8 protein-coding genes, 1 tRNA gene and 1 pseudogene are annotated in these 14,341 nt (G+C 57.9%); 7 read left to right on the top strand and 3 right to left on the bottom strand.

The genetic code is table 11. The annotated features are described in order from the left end of the window. Positions 1-192: 192 nt before the first annotated feature. A pseudogene (locus GZ093_RS00185) lies at positions 193-396 on the bottom strand (DUF4372 domain-containing protein); the annotation flags it as partial. A 256-nt stretch (positions 397-652) separates the two neighbouring features. On the opposite strand from GZ093_RS00185, the gene GZ093_RS00190 reads away from it, so the two are divergent. From GZ093_RS00190 to GZ093_RS00215, 6 genes are all read left to right on the top strand, one after another. Continuing rightward, positions 653-4,189, top strand: a complete 3,537-nt coding sequence (locus GZ093_RS00190) for an EAL domain-containing protein (protein WP_296480367.1) — start codon at positions 653-655, stop codon at positions 4,187-4,189. Between the two features lie 112 nt (positions 4,190-4,301). Continuing rightward, a complete protein-coding gene (locus GZ093_RS00195; RefSeq protein ID WP_296480369.1) occupies positions 4,302-5,144 on the top strand; it encodes an HDOD domain-containing protein in 843 nt (280 codons plus the stop codon). A 12-nt stretch (positions 5,145-5,156) separates the two neighbouring features. After that, positions 5,157-6,626, top strand: coding sequence for an ATP-binding protein (locus tag GZ093_RS00200; RefSeq protein ID WP_296480371.1), 1,470 nt, complete (start codon positions 5,157-5,159; stop codon positions 6,624-6,626). Further along, positions 6,623-7,972 (top strand): HD domain-containing phosphohydrolase, encoded by a 1,350-nt coding sequence (locus GZ093_RS00205; RefSeq protein ID WP_296480373.1) that lies wholly within the window; start codon positions 6,623-6,625, stop codon positions 7,970-7,972. Before GZ093_RS00200 ends, GZ093_RS00205 begins: the two co-directional genes overlap by 4 nt. A 119-nt stretch (positions 7,973-8,091) precedes the next feature. Then, a complete protein-coding gene (locus GZ093_RS00210; protein ID WP_296480376.1) occupies positions 8,092-9,393 on the top strand; it encodes an HD-GYP domain-containing protein in 1,302 nt (433 codons plus the stop codon). Next, a complete protein-coding gene (locus tag GZ093_RS00215; protein ID WP_296480379.1) occupies positions 9,390-11,051 on the top strand; it encodes an ATP-binding protein in 1,662 nt (553 codons plus the stop codon). Before GZ093_RS00210 ends, GZ093_RS00215 begins: the two co-directional genes overlap by 4 nt. A 59-nt stretch (positions 11,052-11,110) precedes the next feature. On the opposite strand, the gene GZ093_RS00220 is transcribed toward GZ093_RS00215, so the two are convergent. After that, on the bottom strand, positions 11,111-11,866 hold the full coding sequence (locus GZ093_RS00220; RefSeq protein ID WP_296480382.1) for an SDR family oxidoreductase: 756 nt from the start codon (positions 11,864-11,866) through the stop codon (positions 11,111-11,113). A gap of 36 nt (positions 11,867-11,902) precedes the next feature. Continuing rightward, on the bottom strand, positions 11,903-14,155 hold the full coding sequence (gene rnr / locus GZ093_RS00225; protein WP_296480385.1) for a ribonuclease R: 2,253 nt from the start codon (positions 14,153-14,155) through the stop codon (positions 11,903-11,905). 50 nt (positions 14,156-14,205) lie between these two features. On the opposite strand from rnr, the gene GZ093_RS00230 reads away from it, so the two are divergent. Next, positions 14,206-14,290: transfer RNA gene (locus GZ093_RS00230), tRNA-Leu, on the top strand. Positions 14,291-14,341: the final 51 nt, after the last annotated feature.

Here is a 14,341-nt window from a genome sequence, read left to right on the forward strand (position 1 = left end):
CGATCAATATTCAGCAAAGGTGTTGACTCAGTGCGAATGCCGCTCCGAATCTGGTGCGAACACGCCCAGTCGAACTTGGCAAATGCGCTATTCTTGCGCTGTCCGAAATCGTTGAAGCCGCATCAACCCCGATGGAACAAAGCCATCGCCAAGCGAACCTGTATGAACTTGAATCTCTTTCAACCGCGCTCGCTCGTTGGCATCGGCCAACGTGGAGCAACGCACGGCTTGACGCAATCCCATACTGCAGAGTCTGGTGGCGTTGGCGCCCCGTGTGGCCTCGATGTCGCGCAAGAACTCGCGCCAAGTGAGTTGCGCATAGGCCATGACGCGTGCAAAACTGGTCCGGGGCACAAACGCCATCAACTGGGTAAAAAGCGTCTTGCCAAGATTCATGAGCAATCCCAAAAATTGTCAATTAGTTTCGACTTGGTAGATGGCTGATGGTTTTAGCTGGACGGAGTAAGGCGGCTATGACTTCATCTGGCTGCACCCACTGCAACCCGCCAGTAGGAACAAGTCATGCTGACAGCTACATTCCCCCTGTGTACGAGCCTTGCTGCGGCCTTTTGCCATCCCTTCGACCGCATTCAGAACATGGCTTGGATGCCTGCCTCGTCGCCGGCGAACGACCTGAATTGGGGCGCTCAATATGAAAAGCTTGACCCTGTTTTTGAAGACCCCTACGAGGGTGGTCATCGCGGTCGGTTTGATCATACTGGTGGTGGAACTTTTGATCATGCTGCTGATCTCAGCCGTCACAGAGGGATCGTCTCTGAACGCATGGCATTTCGTCGATCCCATCCTGCTCACCGCGCTCGTTTCCCCCGCCCTCTATATCCTGATCTTCAGGCCGATGCGCAACCAGCAAGTCGAACTCGAACGGCAACTCGTCGAGTGGCGCCGCAATGAGCAACTGACTGCATTAATTGGAGCCATCCCTGATTCAGTTTTCCTAAAGGATGGCGAAGGGCGCTGGCTGGTAACGAATGAACCCGCCAAACAGCTTTTCCACTTGCACGACATTCCCTGGCAGGGTAAAAGCGACATGGAATTGGCGGATCTGCATCCGGCATTGCGCGCCGTGCACGAGGGATGCCTGGCGAGCGATGAGAAGGCCTGGCAGGCAGGCAAGCTGCTGGTAGGCGAAGAAATCGTGGCAGGGGAAGATGGTCGACGCGCGATCATAGAGATGCGCAAGGTACCGCTGTTCGGCAACGAGGGGCAGCGCAAGGGATTGGCAATCATCGGGCGCGACATCACCGCGCGCAAGCAGGCAGAGCAGACGCTCAGAGTAAGCGAAGAGCGCTTCAAAACCATGTTTGTGCAGGCGCCTTTGGGCATTGCCTTGATCGATTCGCTTGCAGGACATATCTACGAAGTCAATCCGCGCTTCGCTGAGATTGCCGGAAGGTCAATGGAAGAGTTGGCGGATATTGATTGGTTACAAATCACACACCCCGATGATGTGCAGGCAGACCTGGAAAATATGGCTCTGTTGAATGCCGGAAAGATAAACCGATTCCAGATGGAAAAACGCTATCTTCACCCGGATGCCACGGTCGTTTGGATCAACATGACGATTGCAGCCTTGAAAGTCGGCGATAAGGCTCGCCCACACCATCTCTGCATGATTCAAGACATCACCGAGCGCAAGCAGACCGAAGCCTTGCTCAAAGAGCAACAAACGCAGATCAAACTCGCCGCTCAGGTATTCGCGCAGGGCCGCGAAGGCATCACGATTTCCGATGCGCGGGGCAATATCGTCTTGGCAAACAAGTCCTTTGCCGCAATCAGCGGCTACACCGAGGCTGAGCTGCTCGGCAAGAACTCGCGCACCTTGTCTTCCACACGGCACAGCCCGGGGTTCTACCGTGCCATGTGGGATAGCATCAACACCAAAGACTACTGGGCCGGCGAAATATGGGATCGCCGCAAAGATGGCACTGAATACCCCGCGTGGCTGGCGATCTCCACCATGCGCGACGAGCAAGGGCAGATCACGCATTACCTCGGCAGCTTCAGTGACCTGAGCGATGCCAAGGTCGCAGAAAACCGCATCCAGTGGCTGTCTTATTTCGACGCCCTCACCGGCCTGCCCAACCGCGTTCTGCTGAAGGACCGTACCACGCACTCCATCAATGTGGTGCAGCGCGCCAGCGCGCCCCTGACCATGATGTTGGTGGGTATTGACCACTTCAAGAGAGTCACCGACACCCTGGGACACCACATCGGCGACGAGCTGCTGGTGGAAGTAGCCAAACGGCTCGGTAACTCGGTACGCGCCCAGGACACCGTGGCCCGCTTGGGTGGAAATGAGTTTGTTCTGGTGCTACCGGACACGCCAGCGGCAGGCGCCGCACACCTAGCCACCGAACTGCTGTGGACAATGGCCCAGCCCTACCAACTGGGAGGCCACGAGCTAACCCTGACCGCCTCCATCGGCATCGCCAGGTACCCCGACAACGGAAGCGACTTCGACGCGCTGCTCAAGGCCGTGGAACTTGCCCTGCACCGCGCCCAAGCCAATGGGCGCGACACCTTTGAGTTCTACAGCGACGACATGTACCAGCAGCTGCTCGCCCGCGATCACATGACCAAGGCCTTGCGCCATGCCGCCGCGCTCGACCAACTGCAACTGCTCTATCAGCCACTGGTAGACCTGCAGACCGGACAGATCAGCGGCCTGGAGGCGCTGCTGCGCTGGCACCACCCCGAGTTGGGTTCGGTCTCGCCTGTCCAGTTCATTCCACTGGCCGAGGAATCGGGCTTGATCAAGGGCATTGGCGAGTGGGTTTTACGGCGCGCCTGTAGCGACATTCGCGCTTGGCTGGACAAGGGCATCAAGGTCCCGCCCGTAGCGGTCAACGTCTCGCCCCTGCAGTTTCGTGATCCCGATTTGATTGCCCAGGTGAAAAGTGCCATGTCCGAGTCGCAGGTCGATCCCCTGCTTATTTACCTCGAAGTGACCGAGGGTGCGCTGATGGATGATGTTCCTCGCAGCGAGGCCACGCTCAGGGAATTCAAGAGCTTGGGCGTGAAACTCTCGCTGGACGATTTTGGCACGGGTTACTCATCACTGAGCTACCTCAAGCGCTTCCCCTTTGACAAGGTCAAGATCGACCAGTCTTTTGTGCGCGACATCACCACCAACCAAAGCGACGCAGTGATCGCGAAGGTGATCATCTCCATGGCCCATGGTCTGGGCTTGAAGGTCATTGCCGAGGGCGTGGAAACCGAAGCCCAGTGCGAGATGCTGCGCACCCATGTCTGTGACGAAATTCAGGGTTATTTCTTCTCCAAGCCGATTTCCACCCAGGCTATCGAAGAGCTTTTCGCTGAAGGCCGACAATTACCGCCCCATCTGCTGCGCCTGCAAAAGCCGCAACGCACACTGCTGCTGGTGGACGACGAGCCCAACATCCTGGCCTCGCTCAAGCGCCTGTTCAGGCGCGATGGCCATGTCATTCTGACCGCCAACAGTGGCGCGCAGGGGCTGGAGTTGTTGTCCAAACAAAAGGTTGATCTGATCATCTCGGACCAGCGCATGCCGGGCATGACCGGGGTGGAGTTCTTGCGCGCCGCCAAAGCGCTGTACCCTGACACGATTCGCATCGTGCTGTCAGGCTACACCGAGTTGCAGTCGGTGACGGATGCCATCAATGAAGGCGCCGTCTACCGCTTTTTGACCAAGCCGTGGGAGGATGAGCCGCTGCGCGAGCACATCAACAAGGCCTTTGAATACAAGGAGTTGCTGGAGGAAAACCGCCAGCTCGACATCAAGATTCGCACCACCAACCAGGAGTTGATTGCTGCCAATCGGCAACTCGGCGACATCCTGCAAAACAAGCGCCACCAGATTGAACGCGACGAAACCAGCCTGGCGATTGCGCGTGAGGCCTTGCAGCACATGCCGCTGCCAGTGATTGGGGTGGACGACGAAGGCTTGATTGCATTTGTAAATGTTGCCGCCGAGCACCGGTTCGCAGACGCTGGCGCGTTGCTCGGCGTTGAACTTGCGCAAGCACTACCCACCGTTGATGCAGCCATCGCCGCTACCGCTGAAGGCATGCCCTGCGAGCTGCTGATTGACGACACCCGCTACCTGGTCAAGTGGAACCCCATGGGCCTCCGCTCGCGCTCCAGGGGCAAAATAGTCACCTTGATTCATACCGGGCCTGTTGCATGAGCGATTTGCAGCGACAAGACCGGTTGAAACGATTATTTCGGCTGGCTGGCAACAACGCAGAGGGGCGCTACCTGCTTGCGCTCATGGCGCGCTACCGGGGGGTTGCCTTGCCATGAACCACATCGTGATGGACGACGTGCTGGGAAGAATCCACAACCTGCCATCGCTGCCGGTGGTGGTGATGGAGTTGTTGGCGAGCATGGGCCAGGACGACGCCAACATTGAGGCGCTGGCGGAAAAGATCGCAATGGATCAGGCGTTGACTGCCAAAATATTGCGCCTTGCGAATTCATCCTTTTATGGCATGACGCGCCAGGTCACCACCATCCAGGAGGCCATTGCCATGCTGGGTTTCAGAACGGTACGCAGCCTGGCCACCACCTCCGCCCTGATTGGCAACTTCTCCGCCAACCCGGGCAACAGCTTCAATTTCGCCCCGTTCTGGCGTCACGCCATTGCGGTTGCCGTGTGCGCCCGGGAACTGGCTCCCCATCTCAATCTCAACCCGGACCAGGCCTACACCGCAGGCCTGCTGCACGACATTGGACGCTTGGTGTTGGTAACGCAGTTTCAACCGCAGTACCAGGCCACCATGAGGTACCGGGCTGAGCATGATTGCCATCTGCTGGATGCCGAACACGCCGTACTGGGCCTTGACCACGCGCAGGTGGGCCACGCGCTGACGCAACACTGGAAATTCCCGCTGACCATGCAACAAGCGCTGGCCGAGCACCATGCGCCCAGCAGCCTTGGCATGCAAGCCCTCTCGCTGGTGGTGATGGCCGCTGACGCCATTGCCCATGCGCTGGACTTGTCGATGGACGCCGACGATCTGGTTGCACCTGTGCCGCTGGGTCTGTGGGAACAATTGGGTCTGGATGAAGCGACCCTGCTGCAGGTGTTTGCAAGCGTCGAGCAACAATTCAACGCCACCAGTCTGCTTTTAAACGGCTGAGGACTCAAGCTGATGAATAGTCCAATCCCAGCAAATGCGACGGCAGCAAAAGGCCTTGCCGACGTCGATCAAGCCATTTTTTTTAATGCCAGTCCGGTCCCGACCTTCGTGATCGACTCGAACCATGTAGTCACCCATTTCAATCACGCCTGCGCCATGACCCTGGGGGTCACCGCGGACCAAGTGGTAGGACGCAAAGGCATTGGTCGTGTTTTTCATGGGCATGACCGGCCCATGATGGCCGACCTGATCGTCGATGGCGTCATGCAAAAGGCCGTCGACGATCTGTACCAGAGTACCTATCGCGGTTCACTGGCAGTCGTCGATGCCTACGAGGCCGAGGCCTTTTTTTCCAGCTTGAGCAGCACCGGGCGATGGTTGTTCTTCACCGCGGCGCCGATTCGAAACCAGCAGGGCGAACTGGTGGGCGCAATTGAAACCTTGCAAGACATTACCGAGCGAAAAGTGGCGGAAGCCGCGTTGATGAAGGCGCAGCTCGAAGTCGAACAGATGGTCGAGCAGCGCACCGCGCAGTTGGCGCAGGTTAATCGCACCCTGCGCGATGATGTCAAACGTCGCGAAACTGCAGAACGCGGACTGCTGGACCGCAATGACGAACTCAACGCCCTCAATGTCAAGTTGTCAGCCGTCAAGGAACATCTGATTCAATCTGAAAAGCTGGCCTCCATTGGCCAACTGGCCGCTGGTATTGCGCGTGAAATCAATAACCCGATTGGCTACATTTTTTCCAACTTTGGCACGCTGGAGAACTACCTGACACAACTGTTCGCCATGCTGGACGCTTATGAAAAAGCAGAAGCTTCATGCCACACACCACAAACCCTGCAAGAGCTTCAGGCCAAGCGCGAAGAAATTGAACTGGCGTTTCTGAAAGAAGATATTCCGGTATTAATGCAGGAGTCCAAAGAAGGCATCGTGCGGGTGCGAAAAATCGTGCAGGACCTGAAAGATTTTTCGCACGTGGACAGCAACCCCGATTGGCAATTTTCCGACATGAACCAGGGTATTGACTCAACGCTCAATGTGATCAATAACGAGATCAAGTACAAGGCCGATTTGGTCAAAGACTATGCCGACCTGCCCGAGGTGCAATGCATGCCCTCGCAGATCAACCAGGTGGTAATGAATCTGGTGCTTAATGCGGCGCAAGCCATGGGCACTGAGCGCGGCAAGATCACAGTGCGCACCGGTGTGGCCGATGACAAGGTCTGGCTGGAGGTGATTGATGACGGCAGTGGCATCCAGAAGGATGTTTTGCCGCGCATCTTTGACCCGTTCTACACCACCAAACCGGTCGGCAAAGGCACCGGCCTGGGGTTATCGTTGTCATATGGCGTTGTGCAAAAACATCATGGCAGCATCGAAGTTCAAACTGAAATGGGCAAAGGCAGCACCATTCGCGTCACGCTACCACTCAAGCAGCCCGCCACGCCAGCAGCCAATGGAGCCAACGCAACATGACGGACAACAGCACCACGGCACCCGGCGCCCGTGCAGCGCTGCTGCCCACAATTTTGTGCGTCGACGATGAGCCCAACATTCTGTCGGCGCTCAAACGGCTGTTTCGTGGCAAAGGATGGCAGGTATTGTCCGCCGAAGGGGGCCAGGCCGCCCTGGCGCTGCTGGAGACGCAGACCGTTGACCTGGTCATCTCTGACATGCGCATGCCAGAGATGGATGGTGCCCAATTTTTGGCACGGGTGCGCGTACGCTGGCCCGACACGGTACGCCTGCTGCTGACTGGTCATTCCGACATCGACGCCATCATCGAGGCCATCAATCGGGGTGAGATTTACCGCTACATCACCAAACCGTGGGACGACAACGACATCGTACTGATCGTGCGCCAGGCGCTGGAACGTCAAGCACTGGAGCACGAGAAGAAGCGCCTGGAAGCGCTGACCACCCGCCAGAACGAAGAACTCAAGACCATCAACGCGAGCCTGGAAGCCAAGGTTGAAGCGCGCACCACTGAACTCAGGGTCGCCAACGAGTCACTGCAAAGCGCCAATGAAAGACTGAAAAGCAGTTTCGTCACGTCGATCAAAGTGTTCTCCACCTTGATGGAAATGCGTGGCGGTAACCTGGCCGGGCACTCGCGTCGGGTGGCTGATCTGGCGCGGCGCATGGCCACCAAACTCCAACTCGATGGCAAGCTGGTGCAAGACATTTTTGTCGCTGGCTTGCTGCACGAAATTGGAAAAGTGGGGTTTGCCGACGAACTGCTCAACACGCCGGTGGCAATGATGAAACCAGAACAGTTGGACGCCTACCGCAAGCACACGGTGCAAGCCGAGCAGTTGCTGCTGCCGCTGACCGAATTGCGCGCTGCCTCCGACATCATCACAGCACAGTTTGAACGCTTTGATGGCACCGGCTTCCCGACCCGGCTCGTCGGGCCAAACATACCCATTGGAACCCGGATTTTGTCGCTGGCCAGTGACTACGACAACATGCAAATCGGCACGCTGACGCACAGCCGTCTGAAACCGGAAGAAGCCAAAATTCTGATTGTCCGTAGCAGCGGGCAGCGCTATGACCCGGAGGTGGTGAGCGCCTTCCTGGAAGTGCTCAGTGGCGTGTCACGGCAAGCCGCTGGCAAGGAAAACTTTGCTGAAATGATGGTCAAAGCGTGTAACCTGAAAGCAGGCATGGTGCTGGCACGCGATCTCATCGCACCGAGCGGCTTGTTGATGTTGTCGGCAGAGCATGTGTTCGATCAACGCATGATCGGCAAGATCATCACTTTTGAAAAGTCAGGCGGCATGGAACTGACCGCCTACATTCGCGTGGACAGAGCATCCTGAGCAGGAATTTTCTGAATGAACATCCGGTACACAAACAAGCGTCAGATTTTTGGACCAGCCCGTCAATGCCTGGTTTTTACCCGTGGCTTGGGTTGTGACAAAGCGATCAGGAGCCTGGTTTGAACGCCACGGCCAACCGCAATATCTCCGTGGACCAGCTTCGCGTGGGGCTGTACGTCCATCTCGACTTGAAGTGGTTTGAGCATCCGTTCGCGTTTAGCCATTTCAAGATCAAGTCCGAAGAACAAATCACGCTGATCCGCAGCCTGGGTCTGAAAACGGTGCGCTTTAGCTCGGAGCTGAGCGAGGGCAGTGCCCCTGCCCAGATGGTCGAGCCGCTCGCGCCCGACCTCAACGCCCCTGCGCTAACCCCCGCCAGCACTGCGCCAGAGCTATCCCCGATCATGCTGGCCAAGCGGGCCATGATGGCGCAGATGCGGCTGCGAAGGCAGGACACCGAGCGCATAGAAAAAGCTTTCATCGACACGGCCAGGACCATTCGCGACATCGAGAAGAACCTGTACAGCCGACCGCTTGAGGCCGCGCAGCAGGCCACCTTGCTCATCGGTCAGATGACCGATTCGATCCTCAGTGCTCCTGAACTCGCGATTCAGGTCATGGGCGACAAGTTGGGGGGCGACGAGCTGTACCTGCATTCGCTCAACGTCACCATGCTGTCGATCATGATGGCGCGCGATATCAAACTGCCGGTGGCGGTCGTGGGCGTGCTCGGCGTCGGGGCGCTGCTGCATGATATTGGGCGCAAAGAAGTGCCTGACAAGATTCTGCGAAAAACCGAAGCGCTGACGCAAGCCGAGCGTAGTTTCTATGAAATGCACTGCCAGTTTGGCGTGGAGATGGGTCAGCGCATGGGTCTGGCACCGGCGGCGCTGGCGACCATCCGGGAGCATCACGAGTTGTTTGACGGCGCCGGCTATCCGGCCAAACTCAAAGGCGAATCGACCAGCTTGCTGTCGCGCATTGTGGTCATTGCCAATTACTACGATGAGTTGTGCAACCCGTCGGCCATCGCCGACGCGCTGACGCCGCATGAAGCACTGTCCCTCATGTTTGCCAAATTACGCAGCAAGTTCGACCCCAAGCTGCTGCAGGTTTTCATTCGCTGTCTGGGTGTGTATCCGCCAGGTACGATCGTGCAGCTGTCCAACGGCGCCATTGGCATGGTGGTAACCGTGAACACGGCACGCCCCATGAAGCCCACGCTGATGGTGTATGACGCCGAGGTAGCCAAGGATGACGCGATTTTGCTTGACATGGAGCGTGAGACCGAGGTCAACATTGCGAAAGCCATCCGGCCGGCCCAAGTGCCGCAAGAGGTGTACAACTACTTGAGCCCGCGCAAACGGGTCAGCTACTACTTTGATGCATCGTCCACACGGCCACAGGCGGGCACGCCATGAATTCGCTGGCCAGACTGATGCTTGACAACAGCCCCGAGATGGCGCTTTTGGTCAACCCGGTCACACTGCAGATCATGATGGCCAACGCGTCGGTGGTCAAGACACTGAACTACTCGCTGGCACAGTTGCAGGGCTTGGCGATCACCGAGGTCGAGAGTGCGCTACAGGATGTGTTTTATTGGGAAGATGTTCGAGCTGGCCAGTATCTTGAAGTACAGAGTCAGGAGGGGCTGTATCGCCGCGCGGATGGCGAGCTGCTTCCGGTCAGCAAGTCAATTCGGCTGCTCAACTATCAGGGGGCACCCCTGTTGCTGGTGCAGGCCGTGCAGACAAGAGATGAGCGCAAGGCGCAGGACGCGCTGGCGCACACCTTGTCGCAGTTGCGTGCCACGCTGGAGTCCACCGGCAATGGCATCCTGGTCATTGGCTGGCAGGGACAGATCGAGAGCATGAACCGGCTGTTTGGCAGGATGTGGGAGGTTTCTGACGATCTGCTCGACTCGCATGACGATGCGCGCATTCTCGGTTTTGTGGCCGGGCGTGTGATCGAGTCCGAGTTGCTTCACACCCGATTGAGTGCAATCGTGGACCAGCGTGAGACCGAAGACCTGCTGCACCACCAGGACGGTCGCGTGTTCGAGGTCAGCTCGCGTCCACAGTACCTGGGTGAGCAGATCATAGGGCGCGTGTTTGGTTTTCAGGACATCACCCAGCGCACGCTGGCCGAAGCCGCCTTGCGTGAATCGCGCGACCTGCTGGAACAAAGAGTGCAATCCCGAACAGCCGACTTGAATACCGTCAATGAGACGCTGCAGCAAGAAAAGGAGCGCCAGGCCATTTTGATCAAGCGACTGGAAGAGGCGCAAAACCAGCTGCTGCAATCGGAGCGCATGGCGTCTATCGGTCAACTGGCGGCCGGGGTAGCGCATGAAATCAACAATCCGGTGGGCTTTGTCAACTCCAATCTGGGCTCCTTACAGCGCTATGTCACCGACATGCTCAGGCTGCTGTCGGTCTACGAGAAGGCCGAGGGAGCCCTCCCTGGGGCAGCAATGCAAGAGATAAGCCAGGTAAAAGCGGACATTGATGCCGAGTTCCTGCGCGAAGACGTGGCCAACTTGCTCGTCGAATCGCTGGACGGGCTCAAGCGCGTCACGCGCATCGTGCAGGACTTGAAAGATTTTTCTCATGTGGATGAATCGGAGCGCCAGTGGGCCGACCTGGAGGCCGGGCTGGAGAGCACCTTGCGCGTGGTCTGGAATGAGCTCAAGTACAAGGCCGAGGTGATCAAGGAGTTTGCAGGTATTCCGCAAGTCGAATGCTTTGCTTTTCAGCTTAACCAGGTGTTCATGAACCTGTTGATCAACGCCTCGCACGCCATTGAAGGGCGTGGCACCATTGCCGTCCGCACCGGGCACGACGACGCCTGTGTGTGGGTGGAAGTGCAAGACAGCGGCCGCGGCATCAAGCCGGAGCATCTGTCCCGGATTTTTGAGCCGTTTTTCACGACCAAACCGGTCGGCCAAGGCACCGGGCTGGGGCTTTCACTGGCTTACGGTATTGTCAAAAAACACGACGGACGCATTGAAGTCAAGAGCGAATTGGGACTGGGGACGGTGTTCCGGGTGATCCTGCCAAAGAAAACTAGAATACTATAAAAACAGTAGCTACTGACACAGTCCACATGCGGGCTAGAGACCGATTTCCTATATAAAACCTAGCCGCGCCCGGCAAACGGCATTTTGGTCGCCATCACGGTGTGGAACATCACATTGGCTTCCAGCGGCAAATTGGCCATGTACAGCACCGACTGGCCGACGATGGCCACATCCATCAAGGGTTCAATCGCCATCTCACCATTGGCCTGCACAATGCCGGTCGCCATGCGCTGCGCCATCTCGGTGGCGGCGTTGCCAATGTCAATCTGACCGACGGCAATGTCGTATTTCCGGCCATCGAGTGACGCCGCCTTGGTCAGGCCGGTGACGGCGTGCTTGGTCGCGGTGTAGGCAATTGAATTGGGGCGCGGCGTCGTGGCAGAAATCGACCCGTTGTTGATGATGCGCCCGCCGCGTGGCGTCTGTGCTTTCATCACGCGAAACGCCTGCTGAATGCACAAAAACATGCCGGTGAGGTTGATATCGACCACATTTTTCCACTGCGCCAGTGTCAGGTCTTCCAGGGCAATACCGGGTGCATTGACGCCGGCATTGTTGAACAGCACATCGACCCGCCCGAATGCGCTCACTGCGGCGTCAAACAGCGCCTTCACAGAATCAGCGTCCGAGACATCGGTCGGAACCGCCAGCGAGCGCTGTGGCGCCGCACCCAATGCAATCACGTCGGCCAGTGGCTCGGGGCGCCGTCCTGCCAGCACCACACGGTGTCCGTCCTTGAGAAGCGCCAGCACCACTGCTTTGCCAATGCCGCTGCCTGCGCCGGTGACGATGGCTATTTTTGAATTTGAAGTCATATCGGTTGCTTGTGTGAAAAAAAAAGTGAACGCAGATCAGGAGCGTCGACGTGGCTTGCGGCCTGGGTCCTTGCTCGTGCTCTTGCTTTTGCTGGCGGTTTTTGGCGAGCGCGCATCGGGCTCTGATATTTTCCGCGAGGAGCGCTTGCCTGTTGCGCTTGCTGACTCGCCAGCGGTCGCGTCACGGCTGCCAGCGGCGCGCGACAACTCTTTGTCTTTGCCGCCCCGTGAAACCGTGCCTTCCCCCTCGTGAATCAGCCGGAAATCAATGCGGCGCCCATCCAGGTCGACCCGGCTGACCTGCACCTGCAGCCGGGTGCCAATGGCGTAGCGCATACCGGTGCGCTCGCCGCGCAACTCCTGGCGCATCTCATCGAACTTGAAGTAGTCGCCCCCGAGTTCGGTGATGTGCACCAGTCCTTCGACATACATGGCGTCCAGTGTGACAAAAATACCGAAACTGGTCACGGAACTGACCACCCCCCAGTATTCCTCGCCCAGGTGCTCGCGCATGTACTTGCACTTGAGCCAGGCTTCGACGTCGCGGCTGGCCTCGTCGGCGCGGCGCTCGTTGGCGCTGCAATGCAGGCCAGCGGCTTGCCAAGCCTGGGTATCAATACTCAATTTTTTCGGCTTTTGCCCCGGCTCGGCCACGCGGGCGGCGAGGCCTTTTTCGAGCCGCCGTGACAGCTTGGCGTGCGCCTCACCCGGCAGCGGCAGCACCGGCAACTGGTATTTGGTCTTGGCCAAGATCGCCTTGATGACCCGGTGCACCAGCAAATCAGGGTAACGTCGGATCGGGCTGGTGAAATGGGTGTAGGCATCAAAGGCCAAGCCGAAATGCCCCTCGTTGACCGGCGTGTAAATCGCCTGCTGCATCGAGCGCAGCAACATGGAGTGAATCTGCTGGGCGTCGGGCCGGTCTTTGGTGGCGTTGGCAATGGCCTGGAACTCGCCCGGCGAGGGATTGTCACTGATGGACAAACCCACGCCCGTGACTTTGAGGTAGTTGCGCAGAATTTCTTTTTTCTCGGGGGTCGGGCCTTCATGCACCCGAAACAAGCCTGCATGCTTGCTCTGCGCTATGAAATCAGCGCTGCAAACGTTAGCGGCCAGCATCGCTTCTTCGACAATCTTGTGGGCATCGTTGCGTGTGCGCGGGATGATTTTCTCAATGCGTCCGCTCTCGTCGCACACGATCTGCGTCTCAACCGTTTCAAAATCGACCGCGCCGCGGCGTGCGCGCGCCTGCAGCAAAGCCCGATAAACGTCGTGCAGATTGATCAGATCGGGCACCCGCTCCTGGCGCTTGAGGGCCTCGGGCCCGCGCGTGTTGGCCAGGATCGCGGCCACCTCGGTGTAGGTAAAGCGGGCGTGGCTCCACATCACCGCCGGGTAAAACTGGTAAGCCGTGACCTCGCCGTCCGCGCTGACCATCATGTCACACACCATGCACAGGCGTTCGACCTCCGGGTTGAGCGAACACAGTCCGTTGGACAATTTCTCCGGCAGCATCGGGATCACACGACGCGGGAAATACACGCTGGTGGCGCGTTCATAGGCGTCAATATCAATGGCCGAGCCGTTCTCCACGTAATGACTCACGTCCGCAATGGCGACGAGCAAACGCCAGCCCTCTACAGCTGTTTTGCCTTTGCCGATTTTCACCGGCTCGCAGTAGACCGCATCGTCAAAATCACGCGCATCTTCGCCGTCGATCGTGACCAAGGGCACGTCGGTCAGATCCACCCGGTGCTTCTTGTCCTGCGGACGCACCTGGTCCGGCAGGGTGCGCGCCAACGCAATACAGGCGTCGGAGAATTCATGCGGCACACTGTATTTGCGCACCGCAATTTCTATCTCCATGCCAGGGTCATCGACCTCACCGAGCACCTCCTTGATGCGTCCGACCGGCTGGCCGTACAAGGACGGTGGCTCAGTCAACTCAACCACCACCACTTGGCCGGTCTTGGCCAGGCCAGTCGCCGCTTTTGGAATCAAGACATCCTGCCCGTAGCATTTGTCTTCCGGCACCACAATCCAGATGCCGCTTTCCTGCAGCAAGCGCCCGATGATCGTCTTACTGGTTCTCTCGATGATCTCAAGCACGCGACCTTCGGGGCGACCCTTGCGGTCACTGCGCACAATGCGCACCTTGACCCGGTCCTTGTGCAACACGGCACGCATCTCGTTGGGGGGCAGATAGATGTCGGGTTGGCCGTCAGCACGGGTCACAAACCCATGACCGTCACGGTGACCCAGCACAGTTCCTTCAATTTCGTCCAGCAAGCCGCTGGGTTGGCTAATATTCTTGATACAATAACTCTCTTTCCTGAAATGCCCGGATGGCGGAATTGGTAGACGCGCACGGTTCAGGTCCGTGTGCCGAAAGGTGTGGAGGTTCGAGTCCTCTTCCGGGCACCAATATTAATGAAATCCAGAAATCTTTTAACAAGGTTTCTGGTTTTTTTTTGA

The sequence above is a fragment of the Rhodoferax sp. genome (assembly GCF_010365055.1).
Lineage (GTDB): Bacteria > Pseudomonadota > Gammaproteobacteria > Burkholderiales > Burkholderiaceae_C > Rhodoferax.

What these genes read in the sequence shown, in the direction of transcription:
- GZ093_RS00200 (WP_296480371.1), top strand. Translation starts at nt 5,157, where the DNA reads ATGAATAGTCCAATCCCAGCAAATGCGACGGCAGCAAAAGGCCTTGCC.
- GZ093_RS00190 (WP_296480367.1), top strand. Translation starts at nt 653, where the DNA reads ATGAAAAGCTTGACCCTGTTTTTGAAGACCCCTACGAGGGTGGTCATC.
- GZ093_RS00195 (WP_296480369.1), top strand. Translation starts at nt 4,302, where the DNA reads ATGAACCACATCGTGATGGACGACGTGCTGGGAAGAATCCACAACCTG.
- GZ093_RS00215 (WP_296480379.1), top strand. Translation starts at nt 9,390, where the DNA reads ATGAATTCGCTGGCCAGACTGATGCTTGACAACAGCCCCGAGATGGCG.
- GZ093_RS00205 (WP_296480373.1), top strand. Translation starts at nt 6,623, where the DNA reads ATGACGGACAACAGCACCACGGCACCCGGCGCCCGTGCAGCGCTGCTG.
- GZ093_RS00220 (WP_296480382.1), bottom strand. Translation starts at nt 11,866, where the DNA reads ATGACTTCAAATTCAAAAATAGCCATCGTCACCGGCGCAGGCAGCGGC.